Raw genomic sequence first — 24,463 nt, forward strand, 5'->3', positions numbered from 1 at the left:
TTAAGCTCTTTTGCGCTGATGGTAGTTGGGGGTCTCCCCTTGTGAGAGTAAGACGTCGCTGGTCTATTTTTTTTGGTCCCGTGGTGTAGCGGTTAACATGCCTGCCTGTCACGCAGGAGATCGCCGGTTCGATCCCGGTCGGGACCGTAATTTTGATGATGAACACAGCGACCTTGCTGTGTTTATTTTTTTTGTTCTTCATTAGAAAATAAAACCAACTGCCGAACGAAAAACGATATATTTTGATTTACCGCAGCAATTTCGCTAAACTATGTAAAGACTCAATCGAGGTGACGTGAGAAATGACTTATACAATTACGCTGAATTCGCCAGAGGAAACCGAATCTTTTGCGGCTGCTTTGGCACAATTATTGGAGCCGCGCGATCTGTTGACCTTAGAAGGCGATCTGGGTGCCGGCAAAACAACCTTCACCAAAGGCTTAGCAAAAGGACTGGGAATTCAACGGATGGTCAACAGTCCAACCTTCACCATCTTAAAGCAATATTCCGGCCGCCTGGAATTGAATCATTTCGATGTCTATCGTCTGGAAAACAGTGATGAAGACATCGGATTTGACGAGTTTTTCAGCAGTGAAGCGGTATCTGTGATTGAATGGGCAAAATTTATAGAAGAGTACCTGCCAATAGAGCGCTTAAATATCACCATTAATCGGCAGTCTGAAGAATCGCGCAAAATCACACTGCATCCAATTGGCAGACGCTATGAAAAACTTTGCAGGGAGCTAAACTTATGATCTATCTTGGAATCGATACCTCAAATTCTCCATTGGCAATTGCGTTAATGGAGGATGGTGTGGTCTTAATAGAAGAAACATCCAACCTAAAAATCAATCACTCACTGACGGCTATGCCGGCAATAGAGGAAATGATGAAAAAAGCCAAAGTACTGCCTGCCGATTTGACTCATATTGCAGTAGCGGAAGGTCCGGGTTCTTATACGGGCGTACGCATTGGCCTGACGATTGCAAAAACCCTGGCATGGTCGCTGAAAATTCCGCTGCATCCTGTTTCCAGCTTAAAAGTTCTGGCTGCAAATGGACAGGGATTTGATGGGCTCGTTTGCCCCATTATGGACGCTCGCCGTGGTACAGCCTTTATTGGTTTGTACGAGGGAGTCAGTCTGGAGCCAGTGATTGCCGATCAGCATAGTGATGTAAAGAGCTTCCTATTGAAAGCCAAAGAACTCGGGCTGCCTATATTATTTACCGGAGTTGATGTAGCGTTGCACGAAGCTTTAATTATTGAAGTGCTGGGTGGAGCTGCTCATTTCAGTGGAGTCCAAAACCGGCTGCCGCGCGCATCAAATCTAATTTTGCTGGCACAAGATACTGTGGAAAGTGATGTTCACCATGCTGTTCCTGAGTATCGCCGCATTACAGAAGCAGAAGCCAATTACAATAAAGCGCAAGAAGGCAAAATCTTATGAATGAAACAGTCAGGTATAGAAAGATGACGATCGCGGACATCGAAGTGGTCTATGAAATAGAGAGTTTGTCGTTTAGCCTGCCTTGGACGAAAGACGCTTTTTACTATGAAATGATCAGCAATGAGCATGCCTATTACGTGATAGCTGAAACGGATGAAGGCATCGTGGGATACTGTGGCATGTGGCTGGTGATAGATGAAGCGCATGTTACGAACATCGCCATCCATCCCGATCAGCGAGGCAAAAAACTCGGTGAAGGCCTGATGCAGGCGGCGATTGATGCAGCAAAAGCGCATGGCGCTGTATTGATGACCCTGGAAGCTCGTGTCAGCAATGTCGTAGCGCAAAATCTTTACCGAAAGTTAGGTTTTAAAAATGGTGGCATCCGTAAGCGGTATTATACGGACAATTACGAAGATGCCATAGTGATGTGGGTGAATTTTGATGAATAAAGACATTTATATATTGGGAATTGAAACAAGCTGTGATGAAACGGCCGCTTCCATTGTGAAAAATGGCAGGGAAATCGTCTCAAATGTGGTGGCTTCACAAATCGAAAGCCATAAACGTTTTGGCGGTGTGGTCCCGGAGATTGCTTCTAGGCACCATGTGGAACAAATTACATTGGTCATTGAAGAAGCGTTGCAGCTGGCGGGGATGAACCCGCATCAATTGGATGCAGTAGCAGTAACGGAAGGCCCGGGCCTAGTTGGTGCTTTGCTAATAGGTGTCAACGCAGCAAAAGCTTTTGCCTTTGCGCACCAACTGCCTTTGGTTGGCGTCCACCATATCGCTGGGCATATTTACGCAAACCGGTTGGAACAGGAAATGGAATTTCCGCTTCTTGCCCTGGTGATTTCTGGTGGCCACACTGAGTTGATCCATATGAAAGAACACGGAGATTTTACCGTGATCGGTGAAACACGTGATGACGCGGCGGGAGAAGCTTATGATAAAGTTGCCCGTACGCTGAATTTGCCTTATCCCGGCGGTCCCCATATCGACCGCTTGGCTCATGCCAGTGACGAAGCAGTAGTATTTCCGCGGATTTGGCTGGAGGAAGGGTCTTATGACTTCAGCTTTAGTGGATTGAAATCCTCAGTTTTAAACTATATGCATAATGCCGCACAGCGGGGGGAACAAGTAGCTCCTGAAAGTGTGGCAGCCGGGTTCCAGAACAGTGTAGTGGAAGTCGTCACTGGGAAAACGATGCGTGCAGCCGAAGAGTATGGAGTTCGTCAAGTGATTGCCGCAGGCGGGGTCGCAGCGAATAAAGGATTGCGGCGTTCGTTGGAAGAGGCATTTGAGGAAAAAGGAGTTCCGTTTTATATTCCTTCATTGCCTTTATGCACCGATAATGCGGCGATGATTGCCGCAGCAGGAACCATCATGTACGAAAAAGGACTCTACGGCAATATGGCCATGAATGGCCGTCCAGGTATGCCTTTAACATCATGGATTTAATAGAAGCAAGTAATTTCATCATTTCAGGACTTCTGAAATGTGTGAAATTACTTGCTTTTTTTTACATAAAATTCAGACTTTCACAATGCAAAATAAAATTGTTCTGTCAATAGAGAACATTTGTACTTATGCACAATTTGTGAATAAACTGTTTACAACTAGGGGGTAAATGGGGCATATTCTATATATTGTGTACGTCTAAGTGGAAAACTATGTGGATAACATTTCTTTTGACTGTGGATAATGTGTAAAAGTCTGTTGACAGTTGATTAGACAAGCGAAGCATTGTGGAGAAATCTGTGGAAATAAATATTTCGAGAATTCCTATTGACCTATATATAGCAATAAAAAAACCGGCTGAAAAAACAGCCGGTTCAAATTAAATATTTTCAATTTTTTCCTGTAATTCAAGCCATTGGGTCATTGTTAGTTCGTGATCGGATTTCAAACTTTCAAGTTGATTTTGAAGCGGCAGTACCCGCTCGTGGTCCTGGAAGATTTCCGGTTCGCATAATTGCTCTTCGATTTCGGCAATCTGAAGATCCAGTTTTTCCATGGCCTGTTCGACTTCTTCGGATCGGCGGACAAGCTGGCGTTCCAGTTTTTTTGCTTCTTTGTCAATCTGAGAAGTAGAGGCCGAAGCCTCAACTTTCGCTTCAGCAACCGAACCGGCTTCGTCGAGAGCTTTCAGCTCAGCGATTTCCAATTTCTTCTCGACGTAATAATCATAGTCCCCCAAATATTCGGTCGTCCCGTCTTGTGTGAGTTCAATGACTTTTGTCGCGATCCGGTTCATGAAATAGCGGTCATGGGAGACGAAAAGCAAAGTACCTGGGTAGTCCAATAAAGCATTCTCCAGCACTTCTTTGCTGTCGAGATCCAAATGGTTGGTCGGCTCATCGAGCAGCAGAACGTTGGCTTGTTGCATCATCAGCTTTGCCAGGGCAACACGGGCCTTTTCGCCGCCTGATAATGTCGAGACAGGCTTTAGCACATCATCTCCAGTAAACAGGAACCGTCCCAGGATGCCGCGTATGTCTTTTTCGTTGATAAGGGGGTAATCATCCCATAGTTCGTTCAACACCAGCTTATTGCCTTTTAAATTAGCTTGTTCCTGATCGTAATAGCCAAACTGGATGCCGGTGCCGTAATGGATGTCGCCCGCGAGCGGTTCCAACTCTTTCATAATGGTTTTCAGCAAAGTCGATTTGCCGACGCCGTTTGGACCGACCAGCGCAAGACTTTCCTGCCGGTACAATTTAAGTGCAATATTCTCGGAAACCGGTTTGCTGGTATAGCCGATTTTCAGAGACTGGACGTTCAAGACATCGTTGCCGCTTTGCTTGCCGATAGTGAAGCCGAAGCGGGCAGATTTTTCGTTGCCGTCGGGGGCATCCATCCAATCAGTTTTCTGCAGGGTTTTTCTGCGGCTTTGTGCCATTTTGGTCGTTGATGCCCGCGCTAAGTTTCGCTGGACATAATCTTCGAGCTTGGCTTTCTCGCCTTGCTGTTTTTCGAATTGCTTTTGGTCCAGTTCGTATTGCTTCGCTTTTTCATCCAAGTAGCGGCTGTAGTTGCCGGTATACTTTTTGACGCGGTGGCGGGACACTTCGTAAACCAGCGTCACGACCTGGTCGAGAAAATAGCGGTCATGGGAAACAATCAGCAAAGCACCCGGGTAATTCTTCAAGTAGTTCTCCAGCCAGCTCAGCGTCTCGATGTCCAAATGGTTGGTCGGCTCATCAAGAATCAGCAGCTGAGGCTTGCTGAGCAAATGCTTCGCCAGCATCAAGCGCGTTTTCTGGCCGCCTGATAACGACACCACTTTTTTGTCAAAGTCGTCCGGATAAAATTTCATGCCGTGCAGGATAGCGCGTGTATCCGATTCATACTGATAGCCGCCTGCATCTTTGAACTCATGCTGCAACAGGTCGTATTCCTTCATGACCTTGTCATTTTCTGTAGGATTATTGTATATGTCAGGTTCAGCCATCTGCGCTTCCAAGCGCCGAAGAGTCGCTTCCTGTTCGCGGAACTGGTGGAAGATTGTCATCATTTCATCCCAGACGGTAGCATCCGATTCGAGATTCGTTTGCTGTTCCAAATAGCCGATCGTCAAATCTTTCGGCGTACTGATGTCGCCGCTGTCGTAGGACATTTCACCGGCGATGATTTTCAGTAAGGTCGATTTTCCAGCGCCGTTGCGGCCTACCAATGCGACTCGGTCACGGTGCTGGACTTCCAATTTGACGCCCGAAAGAATTTCTTCCGCGCCAAATGATTTATGGACTTGGTTTACTTGCAGTACAATCATGTAGGTCACCTCTATTCTCTTTAAGTGTAGCTGATGAGACGGTTGTTCGCAATTGCACAAGCCTTTACATATCAAGGCTCCTAATGTAAGATGAAAGCGATTTGACAACACCTCAGGAGGATGCGAAAGCGTATGTTACACGAGACATCTAAAATTCCGCAAGCCACGACGAAAAGGCTGCCGCTGTATTACCGTTTTCTTCAAAACTTCGCGAATGCCGGACAGAAACGGATTTCTTCGCAGGAATTGAGCGAAGCAATGAAAATTGATTCTGCTACCATCCGCCGTGATTTTTCACATTTGGGCGCACTCGGAAAAAAAGGCTATGGCTATGATGTTCAGGAGCTGCTGCTGTTTTTTCGGAAGACCCTGGATCAGGATGAAGCTACCAACGTTGCCCTGATCGGTGTCGGGGGACTCGGCAGTGCATTCTTAAAGTATAATTTCCACCGCAACCACAATACGAAGATCATTGTGGCGTTCGATTCCAACAGTCCGCAGGATGGCGAAAAAATCAGCGACATCGATACGTACCACCCGGATAAGATTGAAGAGAAAATTAAAGAATATGGTGTAGAGCTGGTCATTTTAACCGTGCCGTCGCGATCGGCTCAGGAAGTGACAGACCGCTTGGCGAAGACCGATATCAAAGGGATTTTAAATTTTACACCGGTGCGCATTTCGGTGCCCGACCATATCCGTGTCCAGACCATCGATCTGTCGGTTGAACTGCAGAGTTTGATTTATCAGATTAAGCAGCATTGACTTAAAACCTTCACATTTGCAAGCCCGTTCCAAATAGCCAAACCGGCTCGAATGATGTAAAATAGAGCCATAATACAGGAGGTGCCACATATGCCAGGTCCAATGAGTATCATCGTTATTGGTGTTGTTGCCTTACTCGTTTTCGGTCCCAAAAAGCTGCCGGAACTTGGAAAAGCATTCGGCTCGTCTCTGCGTGAGTTCAAAAACGCCACAAAAGGACTTGTAGACGACGATGACGACGATAAAAAAGTAGAACTGAAGAAGAAAGATGAGCAAAAGGAAATACGTTAGGATGTTTGTCCGATGACTGAAAAAGATATGACCTTAGTTGAACATATAGTTGAGTTGAGAAAACGGCTGACCATTGTAGTCGTTTTCTTTATATTGGCGCTTATTGTCAGCTTTTTTATTGCCCAGCCTTTGATTCAATACTTACAATACACGGAAGAAGCAAGAGATCTTACCTTGAACGCATTTAAAATTACCGATCCGCTGAAAATTTTCATGCAGGTCACCATGATTTTAGCGCTGATTATCACATCCCCGCTCATCATGTATCAGTTCTGGGCGTTTATCAGTCCTGGCCTTCTCGACAAGGAGCGGAGAGCGACACTCAGCTATATTCCGTTTTCCCTGTTATTGTTTTTGGGAGGCATCGCGTTTTCGTATTTGATCCTGTTTCCTTATGTCATCGGATTTATGCTGAGTATTTCTGATAACATGGATATTCAGGAAACGATCGGCATCAACGAATATTTCCAGTTTCTGTTCCAAATCACCTTGCCTTTCGGCCTGATTTTTCAGCTGCCGGTAGTGATGCTGTTTCTGACGAGGCTTGGCATCATTACGCCGATGCTGATGACGAAATACCGCAAGTATTCCTATCTTGGATTGGTGATCATCGCGGCGTTCATTACACCGCCGGACATTGTTTCCCATATGATAGTGACTTTGCCGCTGATCATCCTCTATGAGTTCAGTGTCATCATCGCCAAAATCGGTTACCGCAAGTTTTTGAAAGCCGAGCAGCAGCAAATCATCGAAGAACAGCAAGAAGCCATCAAACAACAAAGCCTTCCACCGAATTGAATCGAGGAAGGCTTTTTCTTATTGAGGACCTGTTCTTCAGTTGCAGAAAAACGGGCTATGCAGCATATAAGCCGCATAGCCCGTTTATTTTAATGCTATATAAGTTGGACTAATAATCTTCGTGATATTCCACAAATCAGCTCCGCTTTCCTACGGGCTTGCGCCGAAATCCCGCGGGAGTCTCCGCTGATTTGTTCCATATCTTTTATAGATATAGTAGAAACAAAGAGACTCGCTTCGAATTCACTCTATCTCTTAGCGCCGGCGCGCCCAGGGGCTAGGCGAAGCAAGAAGACTGGCNTTATATAGTTCACTAGTCATTGAAAGAAGAAAAACCCTGCCGTTTGAAGCTCCTCCATCTGTTTTTGGAACTCGAGGATTTTATCCATATTAAGTTGAATCAGCATCACGTATCCGTTCAAACAGATATGGGCGATGATGGGCGTGATGATGCGCTTGGTTTTCTGGTACAGGAATGCCAGGATCAATCCGGTAGTGAAATACAACAGCAAGTGTGTGAAATCAAAATGGATCAAAGCGAACACCAACGCACTGATGGCTGTTGCGAAAAAGAAATTGGTGGTTTGGTTAAGCGAGCCGAACAGTACGCGGCGGAAAACCAATTCCTCGAGAATTGGGCCGAACAGCACGATTGAGACGATCGCGAGCGGCACCGCTTCTGCGATTGTGACCAGCGACGCGGTGTTTTCAGAGCCAGGGTCGATGCCCATCGCCATTTCAATCATGGCAGCCAGCGACTGTCCGATCAATAACAGCAAGAAGCCGAGCAGGCCCCAGACGACGGACATGAAGACCGAAGATTTTGCACCTCTCCAAATATCAAAGAAGCGCTTGTCCCGGAAAATGACGAGGAGCGTGATGACAAAACCGATGCCCATCGTCAGGAAAATCAGCCAGCCTGAAGTGGCGGCGCCGGCTGCTGCCCGGTCCATGCCCTGCCCCTGAAAGTAACTCAAAGTAGGAGCAATAAACAAGATCGGTGAAAGCTGTGCGGCAATGAAAATCAACAACACATACAGCGGGGTTTTTTTGCCTTTGGATTTTGTCCGATAGCCGCTGTCCTTTTTGGTGTTTGGTTTGGACGAGCTGCCATTTTTTAAAAAGTTGTCTATAAATTTCTTTTGGTTGGTGGGCATGATGTAATTCCTTTCGCTAATTGATACTTCTTCTATTGTAGAGCTTTCAAAGAACAACCGCAAAGAATTCAAAATCATGATGGTTCATGCTTGCAAAAGACAGAAGATTTTATTAAACTTGTTATTGGGTTAGCACTCAAAGGTTGAGAGTGCTAAGCGAGAACATTTAGATAATTTGAGGAGGGTGTTTCAATTGTTAAGACCACTAGGAGATCGTGTAATTATTGAGCTCATCGAAGCGGAAGAAAAAACGTCAAGCGGTATCGTCTTGCCGGGATCAGCACAGGAAAAACCGCAGGAGGGCCATGTGATCGCTGTAGGAAATGGACTTATCCGTGAGAATGGGCAGCGCACAGAATTGGACGTGCAAGCTGGCGACCGCGTCATCTTCTCGAAATACGCAGGATCTGAATTAAAATACGAAGGCAAAGAATATTTGATTTTACGTGAAAACGATATATTAGCAGTTTTAGGCTAAAATAAACCAACGACACAGGAGGAAGCTAAACATGGCAAAAGATATTCGATTCAGTGAAGATGCACGCAGTTTAATGCTGAAAGGCGTAGATAAATTAGCAGATGCAGTAAAAGTAACACTTGGGCCAAAAGGGCGCAACGTCGTGCTTGAGAAAAAATTCGGTTCGCCGTTAATCACCAATGATGGTGTGACAATCGCGAAAGAAATCGAACTGGAAAATGCTTTTGAAAACATGGGAGCGAAACTTGTTGCGGAAGTGGCTTCTAAAACAAACGACATCGCTGGTGACGGTACAACGACCGCTACGGTTCTTGCACAGGCAATGATCCGTGAAGGCTTGAAAAACGTGACAGCTGGCGCGAATCCAGTCGGCATCCGCCGCGGAATCGAATTGGCCGTTGAAAATGCGCTTGAAGAATTGAAAGCTATTTCTAAGCCAATCGAAGGCAAAGAATCAATTGCACAAGTTGCAGCCATTTCATCCGGCGACGAAGAAGTCGGCAAACTGATTGCGGAAGCAATGGAACGCGTCGGCAACGATGGCGTCATCACGTTGGAAGAGTCACGCGGCTTCACAACGGAACTTGACGTTGTAGAAGGTATGCAGTTTGACCGTGGATACCAGTCTCCATACATGGTAACGGATTCAGATAAAATGGAAGCAGTTCTGGAGAACCCGTTCATCTTGGTTACGGACAAGAAAATTGGCAACATCCAGGAAATCCTGCCAATCCTTGAGCAAGTGGTTCAGCAAAGCAAGCCATTGTTGATCGTCGCTGAAGATGTTGAAGGAGAAGCATTGGCAACACTGGTTGTCAACAAATTGCGCGGAACGTTCAATGCCGTAGCTGTTAAGGCTCCAGGATTCGGTGACCGCCGCAAAGCAATGCTTGAAGACATCGCTGCACTTACGGGCGCAGAAGTGATTACAGAAGACCTTGGTCTTGAATTGAAAACAACAAACATCGCTCAGCTTGGGCGCGCGTCTAAAGTGGTTGTTTCAAAAGAAAACACAACCATCGTGGAAGGCGCCGGCGACCAGAAAAACATCGTCGCTCGTGTGACACAGATCCGCACACAGCTTGAAGAAACAACTTCTGAATTCGACAAAGAGAAATTGCAGGAGCGCTTAGCGAAATTAGCTGGCGGCGTTGCAGTCATCAAAGTTGGAGCAGCTACGGAAACTGAGTTGAAAGAACGCAAACTTCGCATTGAAGATGCATTAAACTCAACTCGTGCAGCTGTAGAAGAAGGAATTGTTGCCGGCGGTGGTACGGCTCTGGTCAACGTCTACAACAAAGTGGCTGAACTTCTTGAAACACAGGAAGGCGACGTAGCAACAGGCGTCAACATCGTGCTTCGTGCACTGGAAGAGCCAGTTCGCCAAATCGCAACAAACGCAGGTCTTGAAGGCTCGATCATCGTTCACCGTCTGAAATCTGAAGAAGTTGGCATTGGCTACAACGCTGCTAACGGACAATGGGTCAATATGGTGGAAGAAGGAATCGTCGATCCAACCAAAGTTACGCGTTCAGCCTTACAAAACGCAGCATCTGTTGCAGCCATGTTCTTGACGACTGAAGCAGTAGTCGCAGACATCCCGGAACCAGCAGCACCAATGGGTGGAATGCCTGATATGGGCGGCATGGGCGGCATGATGTAGAAAACACCCCGAATCCTTGTTAATTCAAGGTTTTCGGGGTTTTCTTTTTGTTTTGGGCAACAATCCGGCAACAATGGATTTCAAAAAAATATTTTACTGCAGTTTTTTTGTCATTTCAGATAGGTGGCTACTGAATAAATCCGATGCCTGACTTTTCGTGTGTTTTGTCATATGCGTGTAAATATTCATCGTTGTAGTAATGTCGGTGTGGCCGGCTCTTCTTTGAATTTCCCCGATTGGAACGTTAGCTTCAATAAGCAAGGAAATATTCGTATGCCGAAAACTATGAGGCGTAATGTGCTTATCGGTTTTCATCATCTTCATAAGACGCTGCAGGCGGATAGCCACTTTTTTTACGGTGGGAGGATAACCTTGAGCATCAGCAAAAATGAAACCTTGGTCCTTGTAAACTCTTCTGTTTTTCATTTTTACTTCTTTATGTTGTTTTATATGCTCTTTAAGCAACTGGATGACGAATGGATCTAATTCGAATTTACGCACAGAGCCGCGAGTTTTTGGTGTTAAAAGCTTAAATTCTTTTATACTGTTTTTTGGATTGTAGTAAGTTTTATTCACGTTGACTTCATTAGTTTTAAAATCAATATCTGATTCCTTCAGTGAAACCAATTCCCCAATGCGCAATCCAGAATAGGCCAGTGTGGTGAACAGCAATAGGTCACCAGGTAATCCGGATTCCTTCGTTAATAGGAGAAACTCCATCAACTCATCCCGATCAAGAAAGTTCTCCAGGGGTGTTTCTTCCTCATTTACTTCATCTTTCACCATTCGCGGTTTTTCGTAGTGCTCAGTAGGGTTGAACTTTATCAGTTTTAACTTCTGCGCGTGATTAAACACCATGCGGCCAGTCGTGTGGATACTGTCCAAGTAGTTAACACTGAACTGTGTGCTTAATTTGTCGAGTCGTTCTTGATACATGGCCATTGTAATTCGGCTAAGGGGATAATGTTCCCAGTCGTCTATCAGTCGTTTACCAGCGATTCTCCGAGCTCTCACGCTGCTTATTTTTGCTCTCTTTTCGTAGTGAGTCAACCACTGTTGAAAGAAGTCGCCAAAGGTAGTCAACGACTCTTTCACATATATTCCTTGTTTCAATTCCTCTTCAATTCTGCGAGCCTCATTCTTAGCAGCGGTTTTGGTTCTGAATCCAGATTTTCTGATTTTTGTGTACCTATTTGTTATTGGATCTTTGCCGGCGCTGATGATGTACTCCCAGGAGCCGTTCTTTTCGCGGAAATGGGCCATTGGTGGATCACTCCTTTTTAAGCAATATTTCCAACATTGTTTTAATCTTCTCTCTATCTTCTTTGGAAAGATTCTTTCTGTCATAGAATAAATCCATATCAAGTTCTAACCAATCTTTTAAATCGAATAGCCTTCTAGCGGCTTCTTCTTTAGAGAGAGGGCCGGCCATACTTAAACCATCTTGTTTAGTAACCTTCATTGCTGGCATGCGAATAATAATATCTTGCATAGAATTTTTTGTTAAGTCACCAAACAATTCTCGAAAAGTATTATAGTGAACAGTTTCACCATAACCAGCTAAATCCATTAATTCGTTATAGGAATAATTTAAACCATCAGCTAATTTTCTAATAATTTCAGGACTAGGCTTTTTATTTTTCCCCGATTCTAATTGAGACAAATAGGGATGAGAAATTTTTGAGCGTTTTGCAGCTTCTCTTAGTGAAAGATTTTTACTCTTCCTTATTTCGGTTAACTTTTCTCCGAAATCCATTAAATCACCTACTTTCAATTTCTTTTATGTACACAGTCTATAATCAGGTGGGAGCTTAGTCAAACTTTTATTTAATTATTGGTTGACACAGTTACCGCTTTTTTGCTAAGATTAAAATCAAGAAAGGAAGTGGAAACATGAATATTCAATTGAAGAGTAGCGAAGAAACGAAAATAATGTTGGCAAAAAAAGGAGAAAGCATGCGATCATTTTCAATGCTGATAGGTGTTTCGCATCCTTATTTATCGCAAATAATGAATAAGAAAAGAAATCCTTCCGCTAGAGTCGCTTACAAAATAGCAAAAGGATTAGGGGTAAAAACGGAAGATATTTTTTTAATCAAAGTGGTTGATGTAGCTACCAGTAAGGGGGTAGCCAAATGATTCAGGTTCAAATTGATGAAGATGAACTAAAAGCTGCGTACCTTCAAAAATTAGATGAAAAGATGAAAGAAATCGAGGACACAGTGTTCTTCATGAACAGTAAACAATTACAAAAATATCTAAATATGAGCTGGAGCTCAATTGTGGAGCATTTGCTCCATGAAGAAGACTTTGGAGCTATCCGTTTAGGCGCTAAATGGCTTTTTAATAAACGCCAGGTAGATTGCTTTATGGAAACGTTCTATAAGAATGTTCGGAGTCAAGGCGGAGAAATTACTAGCTACACTGCGAGCAAATTAAAAGAAAAGGGAGAGAAATAAAAATGACTACTAATAAAACAAACTTACAAGAACTTGCTCATAAACTTGACGACTCAATCGGGAAAACCCGCTCAGCAACTGAAACGGTGGATGACATCTCTACAGAGCTTTTACAACTTGTGGATGAAATGAACAATCTGCAAAATGAGGAGAATTTACGAATCTATCATCGTGATTGGCATCGACACTTAAGAATCTTAGCAAAACTTTTGTATCATGCCTCTAATGATTTAGTAGAGGGAACAAAAGAATCTCATGCGGTATCTGAAGTTATGTTTGATGAAATCGTTAAAAAAGAAAAATAGCCCAATCGCTTGGCCATAATAATTGTTCTAGTATTCATAATGCCCTGGTTAATGAACTAGCTTTACTCCGGATTTGGAAGAAAGGAGGGGCGAATTGGGCATAGAAAAAATAGCCTTTACCGACAACGTCCTGGCAGACAACGGTAAAAGACTACGCGAATTAAGTATAACAAATCCAACTACACAAATAAAGGCTATACATGCTGATGCCCCTGGTTTTATAGCCTTGTTAAGAAAGACTGATAGCGGTGTCTATCAACGACATTATAAAGCTGAAGTTATTGCAGATTCACTGGATGAATGGATAACTTACGACAGTTACTTCAGTATGAATACTTTTTACACTCCTAAACGATTAATCACTAATTTAAAGGAGATTCGCACAGCATTTGTTGATATAGATTGCCAGAACACTATTTTTACAGCAGAACAGATTGAAGCGCAATTGAAAGCTGATTATTTTGGTCAAAGTATTCCAACGCCAAACCTAATTATTCACAGTGGTCGGGGATTGAATCTGATTTGGCTGATGGATTCAATTAGTGGTTTGGCTGTAGAAAGATGGAATAGGCTGCAGAAAGCAATATTTAATAGCGTAAAAACTTTGGGTGCTGATCCAAAAGCAGTTGATGCTGCGAGAGTGTTTCGTCTCGCTGGTTCAATCAACAGCAAAAACAATGCAATTGTTTCGTGCGAAATTCTCCACGATTACCGTTATGGACTTGAAGAAATGGCTGAAGAATATTTTCCAGACATTTTAAAAGTGGTAAAGAAGCCTAAAAAGAACCAAAGGCCGAATAAAATCAACACAAAAAAGCCCAAGGCAGGCGAAAAAGTAAATGGTGGAATCAGACGCCTATTTAATGAATACACGCTTAGAAAGACTCGTATGGGCGATTTAAACAAATTGGTAAATCTGCGAAATGGCCATATGGAAGGTAGCCGCGAATATGCGCTTTTTTTGTATCGCTATTGGGCATTGGTCCAGTCCGAAAGTAAAGAGGACGCTGTAGAAGCAATGTTAGAGCTAAATACAACGTTCAAAACGCCACTTAAAGAGCGTGAAGCAATTGCTGATACAAAGAGTGCTGAAAGATACTACGACAGCGAGGAACCATTCAGAATTACGAATGAACGCGTTATCGAGTGGTTAGATATTACAAAAGAAGAACAAAGGCACCTATTGACCATCATCGATAAAGCAGAAAAGCGCAGTAGAAATACTGAGTACCAAAGAACAAAGCGTGGATCTGTTACAAAAGAAGAATACAAAGCAGAAAAAAGCTCTCAGAAAGCACACAAACTAAAGCAACTAGCTACTTTACTAAAAGAGCGTCCGATGGCTACACAAAAAGAACTAGCAGCAGAATTAGGAGTCTCTGTTCCTTCAATTAAGAAGTACACTTCTGAAATTAGGAGAGAGGGATAATTGTTGTCATCTTGTATTGAGAGAGTACCTTGTCATTTACAGCAATCCCTTAAGTTACTGGAGGTGTTCATGATGAGGTACTAGATTTCGAAACAATATATTGTCGGGGTGGATTTTGCGCCGGTTAAAGATTGGAGGTGGAAAAATGAATTATGTACAACCAATAAGGGATAAAGAATTGCTTGAAGCTATAAAAAAACACTTAAAGGAAAAAAATGAACGGAATTACATGTTGTTTAACTTCGGTATTAACACAGGTTTGCGTATATCAGACTTATTGAACTTTAAGAAGGAAGATGTATTTGGAAAGCAGCAATTGGTGTTAGTTGAAAGGAAGACAAAAAAAAGAAAGTTTCTGCCGATCTCCAAGCGTTTACAAGTTGAATTGAAAAGATACTGCAAAGATATGGAGAACGGCGATTATCTTTTCCCATCTAGACAGGGTGTGAATCAGCCTGTCTGTCGCCAGAGAGCATATCAAATGTTACGAGAAACGGCAGAAGAGTTTGGACTTGAGCATATCGGAACCCACACACTTCGAAAGACATTTGGCTATCACTTTTACAAGAAAAAAAAGGATGTAGCGATTCTTCAGGAGATATTTAACCATTCTTCACCAGATATAACGCTTCGATATATTGGAATTAACCAGGACTCAATAAATGAAGCATTAAGTGATTTTAATTTGTAAAAGAGGATAATGACTTTTCTTTAATTCGGGATTGTAAAAGTAAAAAGTGAAAAACGCTTGAAATCAAGCAGGGCGCAGTAATTTTTCCGGGTTCGACTTTAACAGAACATGTGACGAGAGAAGCTCAAAAGGAGGAATAAAAGAGATGACAAACGATGAAGCAAGATTAGAAATTGGCCGTTTAAAGCAGTTCATTACCTTTATGGATGGATACCAGCCGGAAACCTTTGAACAGAAAGCTTTAAAACTGTATGTGGAATTTGGAAGCGTAACTAAAGTCAGTGAGATCCTGAGAAATGAAGGTTATAAATCACCGGAAGGAAAGTATCTGGAAGGCAAGGTTATTACAAACCTTCTTCGCTCCAAACCTCAAGACGAAATGCATAGTTTAGCTCAAGATATTTATAAACGAAATAAAAAGAGAAGAAATATGTAATGGAAATGAACTCTAATAGTGTGAACAGACCACCTGTTCATAATGAACAGATGGTTAGTCAAAGATGTGCTCAATTGATTGGTTAGTGACAAAATGTCACTTTCCAAAAGATCTACTCAATTTTGAGGAGAAGTCCTTCTTGATATCATTTGGGGTGATTACTAATCACCCTATGGATTGAAGCAGAAAAAGGTATGAACAGACCACTTGTTCAAAATGAACAGATGGTCAGCTCAAAGGGTCACGTCAATTTGACTCCAACCTTTTACTCAGGGTGATTTCACCCGCAGCGAATGGTTTTATGAAAACCGGGCTTAGAGTTTAATTACACAATGTCACTATCAACAATAACCACAACTTCTTTTTCTAGTTCTAAATCTAGTTCTTGTTCTGTTGCGTGACTCTGCGTTACTGTCACGTGACAGTAACGTTACCTGTAACGTTACATCCGTTACAAGTTGTCACTATGGAAAATAACTATTTGTAACTTTGGATAATGACATTTTGTCACTATGGAAAATAACAATATGTCACTTTCATTAACAGAGATTACTACAGAGAATACAACATAGATTACTACATTAAGAGATACGGAGGTTGAACAATGACTGCATCAATAGCGCTAACAAAATATATAGATGAATTGCTTTTCTCTACAGCAGAACTTAAAAACATATCGACCGGAGACAAGCCATTAACTCCAGAAGATGGCACGGCTGTTTATCGATTAAGAAAAGTAGAAGAGAGTGCTCGTATCGTTAACGCGATCTATGAAGTAATGGACCGTTTAACTGATGAAAAGAAACGGTTCATCCAGGAACATTATTGGGGCAATACAAAACAATCTTTATCAGTATCAGCAGAGCGTGTGAATGCGGATTTGAGAACAATCAAGCACTGGAAGAAGGAAGTTAATCTTCTTATTGCTAGAAGATTGGGCTGGCTTTGAAATAAGTTTATCGCTCAGAGAATGGCAGCAGCACATCATCATGAAAGGGCGGTGAGCAAGTGAACTTTACGGACAATCAATTGAATATAACTTCTTGGCAGTTGTTTCTTATCGCAGAAGCATTAACTAAGGCGAAAAGATTAGAAAAGTATCGTAATAAATTCCATAAAGAATTGTATGAATGTATTTCATATCCAACAACAAATTATGACAAGATTGGCAACCCGACAACAGTCAGTTCTGCCACTGATGCACAGGCTATTCGGATCATTGAACTAAAGGAACGCTACGATACCGAGGTTCAGAAAGAGTATGAACGTGATGTGCGGTGGAGAAGCTTCCTGTCAGTGGCCAACGAGAAGGATCGCTTGATTATGATTCGCTACTTTAAAAAGAAAAAGTACGTGAAACCTGAGATTGTATTTTCATTGCTGTCTCGTATCAACGCACAGGTTGAAGAAGAGGAAGTAAGGATAGAAAGAGAACGAAACCTTCAAGCACAGTTGGATTACATGAAGCACCGGAAAACAAATGAGCGTAAGCCAAACATTAAAAGGGTTGAATATGTTTTTTCCAATGATGAATGGAAAGAAGTAGATCCAGAAGAAATTGCGCGCCAAGAATGGAAAGCAAAATCAAAAGCCAGGCAAGTAGAATTACGTAATCAACTACACACAAAGGGAGAGAACAACCAATGACATTTTTAGAAACGGAAACAATCCAAGCACCTACACTTTATAAAACAAATACAACGGCGATTACTGCATTTAATTCCGTAATGGAAACAATAACTGCTGAAGAAATAAGATTGATTGCACAAGAAAAACAAGTGCAGCAAAGAAACGTCGAAATTCCCAACGAGATTCATAAATTGAAACAAACATTGTCAGGGCCGATGAAGCAGACAGAACGCGATTCCACCCGATCCAGCATTGAAGAACTTGAAGCCGAACGCGATCAAGTGTTAGAGGCGCTTAGCTTAAATGTTTCTGAAACAATCAGAGAAAAAATGGCACAGCTCGGAATAGAGGAATTGAAAACCCAGGCAGCTGCAGAACATGTACTGGCAGCAAAAGAAATTACTACTTATCTAAATAAGTTAACGGCAGCTTATAAAAAGAGCCAGACATTCGGCCATCACTGGCTGGACTATAACAGTTTCAAGAAAACAAATTTGGATTTTGAGAGATTGAAAATACATTTGAGCAAAATTAAAAGCTAGGCAAGGTGAATTACGTAATCAGCTACATGGAATATAACCTACAAAAAAGAAAAGGACGTGTTGAAGAATGATTAAAGCTAAATTCAATGAAATCAAACAAGGTCAGCGTTTACGTAAACAGTACGGAGAAAGAGCGCATCAGGCACAGAAAGAACTTCAAAAGAAGTTAGGTAGCGCACCGCGTTTGTCTGAAGCAGACCGTGCAACAGTTAAGAAGTATATGGTTGTCATTCAGAAGCATAATGCCTTCACATTTAAGTTTATCGCAGACTTAGAAGAGCATGGCTTAGAATATTCTAGTACGAAAGTAATATGGTCCGGTCAGTATGAACACGCCAACAGAGAAGCCATGGAGTTGAAGAAGGAGATCAAACGTATCTTAGATACTTACCTTATCTTCTGGCATGAAGAACCTGATCCAGAAACTCTTATCTTCTACAGATCTAAAAAGCATCGATACTCTAATCCCGATAAAGAAGTCTTAAGTTTATTAGAAGAGATGAGCGAGATGCGAAACAGTGGGGAAGAAGAAGCCTATCAGATGAAAAAGATCGGCGTCAACTTTGCAAGTCTGCTTGGCGTATCTAATGAAGAACTAATTGGTTAGTCAAAAAAGACAGACCAAGATGGATAAACAAACAAAACAGTTCATTGATCTGGTTAAACCTATTCTATTCCTCTTGGGAATTCTCCTAGTGAACCTGGCACTATACACATTCAATATATCGTTAGGGTTTTTCACAAGTGGAATCAGTTTAATTGGAATTGCATTGATGATTGAGTACGAAATAAAAAATTAAATATTTTTTAAAGTCCCCCCAGTTGATTTGACCCTAACAAAAAAAGTCGACCGGGGACGGTCGGGGCTCTTTTTCCTGATTTTCTCCGTTTTGCGAGATTTTCAAAAATATAAATAGAAATAGAGGTGAAATTATGGCTCGAAAACACGTGTTATTAGACAATAGCCGTTCCAATTTTACAAAAGAAGAGATGCAAAGAAGGCTTAATAAAGAAAAAGCGCTAAAAGAATTTGCCGGAATTTCAAAAACTCCCCCAACCTGGTTGAGCGTTAAAAGTAAAAAAGAATATAAGCGAATTGTACCGTTGCTTGAAAAATTGCCAATTGCCGCATTGGATCAGACCTTGGTCGTATTATATTGTCAATTCTACTCCGTTTTTTTGGAAGCATCTGAGAATTTGAAGGAGTGTGGATTGATTGAAGCTGGTACGAATAAACCAAATCCATCATTTAACGCTATGGTCAAAGCCAGTTCAGAAATTCGCTTAATTGCTTCGCAGTTAGGAATGACAATTGATAGTCGGATGAAGCTGGTAGTACCTGAAAAAGAGGAACTCTACGATCCATTTAAAGAAATGCTCGAAGAAGATTAAAAAAAGGTGGAGAAAAACGAATGAGAAAACTTGTTATCCGTATATACACCGAAGGGAAAATAAAGAAATTTACTGCGCCTCGCTTCGTTAGTTGGGATACATTCAACAAAACAATGGTAATGCAAAAAGAATTTGATTCGGATGCACCGAATGAGGTGGTTTTACCGAAATGTTACCCTCTGGTGTGCTCCATATTTGGACATCAATTCACTGTCGAACAGCTTGAGCAGGGTTATGACATAAAGGAAATATTAATAAAAACAAGTGAAGCATTGAATTATGTGATCTCTACAGCAGATCTTTCAAATAGGGGGGAGGTGGTACCGTTTGAAGGCAGACGTAAAAGAAGCTCAAAAACCTATATTAACCGAGGTTAGATGTATGAATTGCAATAAAAAGTTGGCAAAAATCAAAGGGAATGCTGAAATTAAATGCTCTAAATGTGCAAAATACAACCATTTTTCAAAATAAATTTTCTTCAGAGGATCTAGAATCCCGTCAATAAACCAGAGACTCAAGAAGTCCAGCCGCTTTACTGTGGCCGGGCTTCTTTTTCTTTTATGGAAGCCAGTGAGTAAAGCGAGCAACCATAAGAGAGGTGAGGGAATGGAGCAGATACAAGGGTTATCGATTGGTCTTAACCTTGATACCGCAGGAATTCAACAAGGGTTGAAAACCTTGAAAGGTAATTTGAAAGGCATAGACGCTGAAATGAAGAACAATATGAGCGCTTTCAGCAAAAGCGAAAAGTCTGCCGAGAAATACGAAACAAGACTCGGTGGTATGAACAAGAAACTAGACGCCACAAAAGAAGCTGTCAATGCTGCTAAGAGAGAGCATGAACGGATGATTGAAATTCATGGAGAGGGTAGTGACAAAGCGAATAAAGCGGGCGCAGCTTACAACAACCTATCCGCAGATTTTAATAATTTGCAAAGACATATCGGGGAAGTTTCGGAGGAATTCGAGAATTTCCAGAGAGAGCAAGAGATAGCAGAAAGTTCACTGGGCAGATTCGGAAACACAATGAATACTGCCGGTGGAAAGTTCAGCAAATTTGGTGAAGGCATGAAAGGAGTCGGTTCAGGCTTAACTGTTGGCTTAACGGCGCCAATTGTTGGACTTGGACTGGCAGCTGTAGCTACAGCCAATGAGTTCGATGATGCCCAGGGACTGATTCAATCTGGTCTTGGAATTACTGCTGAAAAGGCTGAAGAGTTGGAAGGGGTAGCGAAGAACCTTTGGGCAAATGGGTTCTCAGGAAGCGTAAATGATGCTGCTGAAGCAGTAGTTACGGTTTCGAAAAATCTTGCAGCCTTGCCGACAGAAGAAATTGAAAAAATAACGGGATATGCCGGTATTTTAGCCGATCGTTTTGAAATTGATGTAGCGCAAAGCACGAATACAGCAGGTATGGTCATGGAAGCGTTTGGCGGCACGGCAACAGAAGCCTTCGACTTAATGACACATGGCTTACAGAATGCTAAAGGCGATGGCGGAGAGTTGTTGGATGTATTTAACGAATACTCGCCACAATTTGCTGCACTCGGCTACGATGCAGAAGGCTTCATGGCTACGCTCATAGAAGGAAGCCAAAGTGGCGCTTTTAATTTCGATCTCCTAGGCGACGCAGCTAAAGAAAGTTTCCTGTTAATGGGCGAAGGGTCAGAAGATGTTCAGGATGCACTAAAAGGACTGGGATTAAATTCTGATCAGATTATTTCCGGCATTAACGGGGGCGGTGAAGAAGCTCAGAAATCTTTCATGGCAGTTTCAGCAGCCATTGCAGGAATTGAAGATCCTACGAAGAAAACAGCAGCATCTATCGCATTGTTCGGGACTCCAATTGAAGATTTAGGACCACAATTTCAAGGCTTCTTTTCAGGGGTAGAACAAAATCTTGAAGGTGTAGAAGGCGCTACACAAAGAGCCGGTGATGCACTGTATGACAATTTAGGTGCTAAGGCAACAACAGTTTTCCGCGGTTTTCAGGAGGACTTATTGCCAGTTGGAGAAATATTGGTCGACGTGGCTGAAGAGTGGCTGCCTAAAGTTGCGGCTTCGCTTGGAAATATCACAGGGAAATTTACAGAACTCTCACCAGAGACACAGAAAAACATAGTGATGTTCGGAGGGATCGCAGCAGCAGCCGGACCCCTGATTGCAGGACTTGGCTTCGTGGCCAGCGCAATCGGTGGGGTTATGACTGTTGTGGGTCCTTTGTCTACGGCGATTGTTGGAGCTGGAGGTTTGGCAGCTTCATTCGGAACAGTCGGCACGGCCATAGCGGCATTCGCAACTGGACCTATCGGTTTGGGAATAGCTGCAATAGCAGGAATTGGTATTGCGACAGGAGCTTTAGTGAAACACTTCAGAGAAGATGCTATTCCCGAGGTCGATCGGTTCGGTGAAGGTGTATCAGAGAGCACGCAAAAGGCATTAGGGAGCTTCTTTGAATTATCGGATGGTGCTTCACTGAGTCTAATGAACATGAAAATTAATGGCTTAGAAGTTACTGAAGTGATGGCAGACGAATTACTCACAAAGTATGAGAATATGAACGATCAGATACTTAATTCTATGGAGGAACGGCACAAAGCGGAAAACGAACAGTTGAAAACTTTCTTCGCTAGTTCGTCGACATTGACGGAAGAAGAGGAAGCAAAAGCATTCCAGTTGAAAGTAAACCGACAGGAAGCTGCAATGACCGTCCAGCAATCGCATGAAGACGAGATTCAACGGATTGTAGAAACGGCAGCTACTCAAAAAAGAGAACTGACCGAAAGTGAATTGCTGCAGATTGATACGTTACATCAACAAATGAATCAATCGGCTGTTGTGTATCTATCAGAAAATGAAATGGAACAAAAAGTAATCATGGAACGCATGGCAGCCACATCAGGCGAATTAAGTGCACAACAGGCAGCAACTGTGACCAGAAATTCTGCGGATGCAAGGGATAAAGTAAAAGCAGACGCAGAGACTAAATATAATGAAACAGTGGCTATGGCCATCCGTGAACGTGACGAAACCGGTACAATTACAGCAGAACAGGCAACAAAGATCATTGCAGAAGCTACGAAGACGAAGGACACTGCTATTGGACATGCGGAAGATATGCACGAGGGTGTGGTTACTGAAGCGAAACTTCAAGCCGGTGAACATGTAGATGAAGTTGATTGGCAGACGGGTGAGATCCTTTCGAAATGGGATATTTACAAAGAAGGTGTCGTAACCAGATTCAAAGAAACGAATAAAAACTCCATGGATGATTTCAAGCAATGGGGAACGGATTTTAATGAAAACTGGAATCTCTTCAATGAAGGCGCGAAAGAAAAAGTCGCAACTTATAAATCAAATGTCAAGAATCGTTTTAAGGAAACAAATGCCGACAATCTCGCTGATTTTAAAAGTTGGGGAACCAATTTCAATGATGCCTGGAACAATTTCAACAATGGGGCAAAAGAAAAAGTTGATGCTTATAAAACCGCTGTGAAAAAACGATTTAGAGAAACGAATGAAGAATCTCTCGCTGATTTTAAACGTTGGGGTGGAAACATCAAGAGTTGGGCAGGAGATGCGAAGGATGGCATCATGAGAACCTTTGATAGCCTAGTGACGGGAGCCAAAAATTTGCCGGGACGGATTGGCAGTGGCATCAGCTCGATGGCTTCCAAAGTCAGTGACGGAGTTAAAGCTGTCTCTAATAAATTGTCTTCTGGACTCGGCGCTGGAGTGAATGGCGTTATTAGTGGAATCAACTGGGTTCTTGGTAAAATCGGTGTCGACAAAAAAAGCCACATTGATTCTTGGGAAGTTAAAAAATATGCTCATGGCACTAAAGCACATCCCGGAGGACTTGCACTATTAGGCGACGGAAGAGGATCCAATGCAGGACGAGAATTGATCAAGACACCAAGCGGTGACTTGGGATTGAGTCCTGATACAGACACACTTATGAACTTGCCAAAAGGTTCACAGGTTCTTTCGGCAACGAAAACAAGGGAGTTGCTAGGAGATATTCCAAAGTACAATATGGGCAATAGCTCAATCAGTGATTTCTTCGGCGGCCTATATAAAGGAGCCAAAGATTTTGGCAGCAAAGCGATATCTGGCGGAAAGAAAACCCTCGGTAAAGTAAAAGATGCAGCGTTCAACGTATGGGATCATGTCAGCAATCCGGGCAAATTACTAAGTACAGCATTGTCTATACTAGGAATATCCTCTCCTATCGGCGGTTCGTTCGTCGGAGATATGGCAAAAGGTGGATATGACAAGGTAAAATCGAATGCTCTTGGTTATTTGAAAGGCAAGATTGACAATTCTGGTACCCAGGCAGGCAGTGGACACGGTTTTGGTTCTGCTTTTCGTTTAACTTCACGTCGCGGCTTCCGGATTAATCCGGTAACTGGAATTGGACAAATGCACCAAGGGGATGACTGGGCAGCAAGATTAGGAACATTAATTCCAGCACAAGCTGCCGGTAAAGTCATTCAAGCTGGATTCCATGGAATCCGCGGTAATTTTGTAAGAGTTCAATCTGGTATTATGGACCGTCTCTATCAGCATAACCAACGGAATATGGTTAAAGTCGGTCAGAACGTCCGTAAAGGACAGGCCGTTGGTACAGTTGGATCAACAGGGCGTTCTACTGGGGCTCACTTACATTACGAGGTAAGAAGAAACGGCGTAAACATTAACCCGAACGGTTTGGAAACGGGCGGGTTGGTGAATTCTGAACAGCTGGTCCGCGTGGGGGAAAAAGGAAGACAAGAAATGGTTATCCCTATGCACCCATCACGCCGAACCGATGCGATGAAGTTACTCGCGATTGCTGGAAAGAAACTAATGCCAGGGAACGATAAAGGTATCACGCGTCCGAATCAATTACCGAATGTCGGTGGCGGTGGGAATGCAATTCATGCAGCCATACTGAAATCCAATGAATACTTAATGAAACAAGGCGAGATGCTGATGAAACAGAACGAGTTACTGATGCAATTGCTGAGAAAAGATACAGGTTTTTATGTTGATGGCAAGGAGCTTTCTAATGCTCTTGATGATCCAATGAATGAAACCCTTGGTGCAAGCTCGGCAAGAAATATGTATCTTAATGGAATTAGATAAAAATGAGAGAAGCAGCCGTTAATTCGGCTGTTTTTTTACATATTAAAGGGATTAAAGGTAGTGAAATAGAATCTTC

Annotated in this window: 26 protein-coding genes and 1 tRNA gene; 23 read left to right on the top strand and 4 right to left on the bottom strand. The window is 42.7% G+C overall.

Features of this window, described 5'->3' with window-relative positions; genetic code table 11:
- Positions 1–74 precede the first annotated feature (74 nt).
- From GJB59_RS03800 to tsaD, 5 genes are all read left to right on the top strand, one after another.
- Positions 75–147, top strand: a tRNA-Asp gene (locus tag GJB59_RS03800).
- Between the two features lie 155 nt (positions 148–302).
- The gene (gene tsaE / locus GJB59_RS03805; RefSeq protein ID WP_142828991.1) at positions 303–755 is read left to right on the top strand and encodes a tRNA (adenosine(37)-N6)-threonylcarbamoyltransferase complex ATPase subunit type 1 TsaE; all 453 of its coding nucleotides are present in this window, start codon (positions 303–305) and stop codon (positions 753–755) included.
- On the top strand, positions 752–1,447 hold the full coding sequence (tsaB, locus tag GJB59_RS03810; protein WP_142828994.1) for a tRNA (adenosine(37)-N6)-threonylcarbamoyltransferase complex dimerization subunit type 1 TsaB: 696 nt from the start codon (positions 752–754) through the stop codon (positions 1,445–1,447). Before tsaE ends, tsaB begins: the two co-directional genes overlap by 4 nt.
- Positions 1,444–1,899: a ribosomal protein S18-alanine N-acetyltransferase gene (gene rimI, locus GJB59_RS03815; protein WP_142828996.1), complete on the top strand. Its 456-nt coding sequence runs from the start codon at positions 1,444–1,446 to the stop codon at positions 1,897–1,899. The genes tsaB and rimI overlap by 4 nt, the downstream gene beginning before the upstream one ends.
- A complete protein-coding gene (tsaD, locus tag GJB59_RS03820; RefSeq protein WP_142828998.1) occupies positions 1,892–2,911 on the top strand; it encodes a tRNA (adenosine(37)-N6)-threonylcarbamoyltransferase complex transferase subunit TsaD in 1,020 nt (339 codons plus the stop codon). The genes rimI and tsaD overlap by 8 nt, the downstream gene beginning before the upstream one ends.
- A 379-nt stretch (positions 2,912–3,290) precedes the next feature.
- Here the strand turns inward: tsaD and GJB59_RS03825 are convergent, their stop codons facing one another.
- On the bottom strand, positions 3,291–5,225 hold the full coding sequence (locus GJB59_RS03825) for an ABC-F family ATP-binding cassette domain-containing protein (RefSeq protein WP_142829000.1): 1,935 nt from the start codon (positions 5,223–5,225) through the stop codon (positions 3,291–3,293).
- Positions 5,226–5,357: 132 nt separating this feature from the next.
- Between GJB59_RS03825 and GJB59_RS03830 the strand changes: the two genes are divergently transcribed.
- From GJB59_RS03830 to tatC, 3 genes are all read left to right on the top strand, one after another.
- Positions 5,358–5,990, top strand: a complete 633-nt coding sequence (locus tag GJB59_RS03830) for a redox-sensing transcriptional repressor Rex (RefSeq protein ID WP_142829002.1) — start codon at positions 5,358–5,360, stop codon at positions 5,988–5,990.
- A gap of 90 nt (positions 5,991–6,080) precedes the next feature.
- The gene (locus GJB59_RS03835; RefSeq protein WP_142829004.1) at positions 6,081–6,281 is read left to right on the top strand and encodes a twin-arginine translocase TatA/TatE family subunit; all 201 of its coding nucleotides are present in this window, start codon (positions 6,081–6,083) and stop codon (positions 6,279–6,281) included.
- A 12-nt stretch (positions 6,282–6,293) separates the two neighbouring features.
- Positions 6,294–7,079, top strand: a complete 786-nt coding sequence (tatC, locus tag GJB59_RS03840) for a twin-arginine translocase subunit TatC (protein ID WP_142829006.1) — start codon at positions 6,294–6,296, stop codon at positions 7,077–7,079.
- 317 nt (positions 7,080–7,396) lie between these two features.
- On the opposite strand, the gene GJB59_RS03845 is transcribed toward tatC, so the two are convergent.
- Positions 7,397–8,314 carry a CPBP family intramembrane glutamic endopeptidase gene (locus tag GJB59_RS03845; protein ID WP_236015408.1) on the bottom strand — a complete coding sequence of 306 codons (918 nt, stop codon included), beginning with the start codon at positions 8,312–8,314 and terminating at the stop codon, positions 7,397–7,399.
- A 115-nt stretch (positions 8,315–8,429) separates the two neighbouring features.
- On the opposite strand from GJB59_RS03845, the gene groES reads away from it, so the two are divergent.
- Positions 8,430–8,714, top strand: coding sequence for a co-chaperone GroES (gene groES, locus GJB59_RS03850; RefSeq protein WP_006831533.1), 285 nt, complete (start codon positions 8,430–8,432; stop codon positions 8,712–8,714).
- 31 nt (positions 8,715–8,745) lie between these two features.
- Positions 8,746–10,377 (top strand): chaperonin GroEL, encoded by a 1,632-nt coding sequence (groL, locus tag GJB59_RS03855; RefSeq protein ID WP_142829009.1) that lies wholly within the window; start codon positions 8,746–8,748, stop codon positions 10,375–10,377.
- A 93-nt stretch (positions 10,378–10,470) separates the two neighbouring features.
- On the opposite strand, the gene GJB59_RS03860 is transcribed toward groL, so the two are convergent.
- Both GJB59_RS03860 and GJB59_RS03865 read right to left on the bottom strand, forming a co-directional pair.
- A complete protein-coding gene (locus tag GJB59_RS03860) occupies positions 10,471–11,640 on the bottom strand; it encodes a site-specific integrase (RefSeq protein WP_185960090.1) in 1,170 nt (389 codons plus the stop codon).
- Positions 11,641–11,647: 7 nt separating this feature from the next.
- Positions 11,648–12,133, bottom strand: coding sequence for a helix-turn-helix domain-containing protein (locus GJB59_RS03865; RefSeq protein WP_142829013.1), 486 nt, complete (start codon positions 12,131–12,133; stop codon positions 11,648–11,650).
- A gap of 137 nt (positions 12,134–12,270) precedes the next feature.
- Between GJB59_RS03865 and GJB59_RS03870 the strand changes: the two genes are divergently transcribed.
- From GJB59_RS03870 to GJB59_RS19295, 13 genes are all read left to right on the top strand, one after another.
- Entirely contained in the window at positions 12,271–12,516 is a 246-nt protein-coding gene (locus GJB59_RS03870; protein WP_142829015.1) for a helix-turn-helix domain-containing protein, read from the top strand.
- Positions 12,513–12,836, top strand: coding sequence for a MerR family transcriptional regulator (locus GJB59_RS03875; RefSeq protein WP_142829017.1), 324 nt, complete (start codon positions 12,513–12,515; stop codon positions 12,834–12,836). The genes GJB59_RS03870 and GJB59_RS03875 overlap by 4 nt, the downstream gene beginning before the upstream one ends.
- Before the next feature lie 2 nt (positions 12,837–12,838).
- Positions 12,839–13,141 (top strand): hypothetical protein, encoded by a 303-nt coding sequence (locus GJB59_RS03880; protein ID WP_142829020.1) that lies wholly within the window; start codon positions 12,839–12,841, stop codon positions 13,139–13,141.
- A 94-nt stretch (positions 13,142–13,235) separates the two neighbouring features.
- Entirely contained in the window at positions 13,236–14,570 is a 1,335-nt protein-coding gene (locus GJB59_RS03885; protein WP_142829022.1) for a cystathionine beta-lyase/cystathionine gamma-synthase, read from the top strand.
- A 145-nt stretch (positions 14,571–14,715) separates the two neighbouring features.
- Positions 14,716–15,261 carry a site-specific integrase gene (locus GJB59_RS03890; RefSeq protein ID WP_142829024.1) on the top strand — a complete coding sequence of 182 codons (546 nt, stop codon included), beginning with the start codon at positions 14,716–14,718 and terminating at the stop codon, positions 15,259–15,261.
- Between the two features lie 145 nt (positions 15,262–15,406).
- Entirely contained in the window at positions 15,407–15,697 is a 291-nt protein-coding gene (locus GJB59_RS03895) for a hypothetical protein (RefSeq protein ID WP_142829026.1), read from the top strand.
- Between the two features lie 604 nt (positions 15,698–16,301).
- The gene (locus GJB59_RS03900) at positions 16,302–16,646 is read left to right on the top strand and encodes a hypothetical protein (RefSeq protein WP_142829028.1); all 345 of its coding nucleotides are present in this window, start codon (positions 16,302–16,304) and stop codon (positions 16,644–16,646) included.
- A gap of 59 nt (positions 16,647–16,705) precedes the next feature.
- On the top strand, positions 16,706–17,344 hold the full coding sequence (locus tag GJB59_RS03905) for a hypothetical protein (protein ID WP_142829030.1): 639 nt from the start codon (positions 16,706–16,708) through the stop codon (positions 17,342–17,344).
- Entirely contained in the window at positions 17,341–17,868 is a 528-nt protein-coding gene (locus GJB59_RS03910) for a hypothetical protein (RefSeq protein WP_142829032.1), read from the top strand. Before GJB59_RS03905 ends, GJB59_RS03910 begins: the two co-directional genes overlap by 4 nt.
- Before the next feature lie 67 nt (positions 17,869–17,935).
- Positions 17,936–18,475 carry a hypothetical protein gene (locus GJB59_RS03915; protein WP_142829034.1) on the top strand — a complete coding sequence of 180 codons (540 nt, stop codon included), beginning with the start codon at positions 17,936–17,938 and terminating at the stop codon, positions 18,473–18,475.
- Between the two features lie 326 nt (positions 18,476–18,801).
- Positions 18,802–19,260 (top strand): phage terminase small subunit P27 family, encoded by a 459-nt coding sequence (locus GJB59_RS03920; protein ID WP_142829036.1) that lies wholly within the window; start codon positions 18,802–18,804, stop codon positions 19,258–19,260.
- Between the two features lie 20 nt (positions 19,261–19,280).
- Complete coding sequence (gene gpG, locus GJB59_RS03925) at positions 19,281–19,637, top strand: phage tail assembly chaperone G (RefSeq protein ID WP_185960091.1); 357 nt, start codon at positions 19,281–19,283, stop codon at positions 19,635–19,637.
- 229 nt (positions 19,638–19,866) lie between these two features.
- Positions 19,867–24,387, top strand: coding sequence for a peptidoglycan DD-metalloendopeptidase family protein (locus tag GJB59_RS19295; protein WP_142829038.1), 4,521 nt, complete (start codon positions 19,867–19,869; stop codon positions 24,385–24,387).
- Positions 24,388–24,463: the final 76 nt, after the last annotated feature.

The sequence above is a fragment of the Planococcus soli genome (assembly GCF_016881065.1).
GTDB classification, from domain to species: domain Bacteria; phylum Bacillota; class Bacilli; order Bacillales_A; family Planococcaceae; genus Planococcus; species Planococcus soli.

What these genes read in the sequence shown, in the direction of transcription:
- rimI (WP_142828996.1), top strand. Translation starts at nt 1,444, where the DNA reads ATGAATGAAACAGTCAGGTATAGAAAGATGACGATCGCGGACATCGAA.
- GJB59_RS03895 (WP_142829026.1), top strand. Translation starts at nt 15,407, where the DNA reads ATGACAAACGATGAAGCAAGATTAGAAATTGGCCGTTTAAAGCAGTTC.
- tsaB (WP_142828994.1), top strand. Translation starts at nt 752, where the DNA reads ATGATCTATCTTGGAATCGATACCTCAAATTCTCCATTGGCAATTGCG.
- GJB59_RS19295 (WP_142829038.1), top strand. Translation starts at nt 19,867, where the DNA reads ATGGAGCAGATACAAGGGTTATCGATTGGTCTTAACCTTGATACCGCA.
- gpG (WP_185960091.1), top strand. Translation starts at nt 19,281, where the DNA reads ATGAGAAAACTTGTTATCCGTATATACACCGAAGGGAAAATAAAGAAA.
- tatC (WP_142829006.1), top strand. Translation starts at nt 6,294, where the DNA reads ATGACTGAAAAAGATATGACCTTAGTTGAACATATAGTTGAGTTGAGA.
- GJB59_RS03830 (WP_142829002.1), top strand. Translation starts at nt 5,358, where the DNA reads ATGTTACACGAGACATCTAAAATTCCGCAAGCCACGACGAAAAGGCTG.
- GJB59_RS03915 (WP_142829034.1), top strand. Translation starts at nt 17,936, where the DNA reads ATGATTAAAGCTAAATTCAATGAAATCAAACAAGGTCAGCGTTTACGT.
- GJB59_RS03860 (WP_185960090.1), bottom strand. Translation starts at nt 11,640, where the DNA reads ATGGCCCATTTCCGCGAAAAGAACGGCTCCTGGGAGTACATCATCAGC.
- tsaD (WP_142828998.1), top strand. Translation starts at nt 1,892, where the DNA reads ATGAATAAAGACATTTATATATTGGGAATTGAAACAAGCTGTGATGAA.
- GJB59_RS03865 (WP_142829013.1), bottom strand. Translation starts at nt 12,133, where the DNA reads ATGGATTTCGGAGAAAAGTTAACCGAAATAAGGAAGAGTAAAAATCTT.
- GJB59_RS03890 (WP_142829024.1), top strand. Translation starts at nt 14,716, where the DNA reads ATGAATTATGTACAACCAATAAGGGATAAAGAATTGCTTGAAGCTATA.
- GJB59_RS03880 (WP_142829020.1), top strand. Translation starts at nt 12,839, where the DNA reads ATGACTACTAATAAAACAAACTTACAAGAACTTGCTCATAAACTTGAC.
- GJB59_RS03910 (WP_142829032.1), top strand. Translation starts at nt 17,341, where the DNA reads ATGACATTTTTAGAAACGGAAACAATCCAAGCACCTACACTTTATAAA.
- GJB59_RS03875 (WP_142829017.1), top strand. Translation starts at nt 12,513, where the DNA reads ATGATTCAGGTTCAAATTGATGAAGATGAACTAAAAGCTGCGTACCTT.
- GJB59_RS03900 (WP_142829028.1), top strand. Translation starts at nt 16,302, where the DNA reads ATGACTGCATCAATAGCGCTAACAAAATATATAGATGAATTGCTTTTC.
- GJB59_RS03920 (WP_142829036.1), top strand. Translation starts at nt 18,802, where the DNA reads ATGGCTCGAAAACACGTGTTATTAGACAATAGCCGTTCCAATTTTACA.
- GJB59_RS03870 (WP_142829015.1), top strand. Translation starts at nt 12,271, where the DNA reads ATGAATATTCAATTGAAGAGTAGCGAAGAAACGAAAATAATGTTGGCA.
- GJB59_RS03845 (WP_236015408.1), bottom strand. Translation starts at nt 8,314, where the DNA reads ATGATTTTGAATTCTTTGCGGTTGTTCTTTGAAAGCTCTACAATAGAA.
- groL (WP_142829009.1), top strand. Translation starts at nt 8,746, where the DNA reads ATGGCAAAAGATATTCGATTCAGTGAAGATGCACGCAGTTTAATGCTG.
- GJB59_RS03825 (WP_142829000.1), bottom strand. Translation starts at nt 5,225, where the DNA reads ATGATTGTACTGCAAGTAAACCAAGTCCATAAATCATTTGGCGCGGAA.
- GJB59_RS03835 (WP_142829004.1), top strand. Translation starts at nt 6,081, where the DNA reads ATGCCAGGTCCAATGAGTATCATCGTTATTGGTGTTGTTGCCTTACTC.
- tsaE (WP_142828991.1), top strand. Translation starts at nt 303, where the DNA reads ATGACTTATACAATTACGCTGAATTCGCCAGAGGAAACCGAATCTTTT.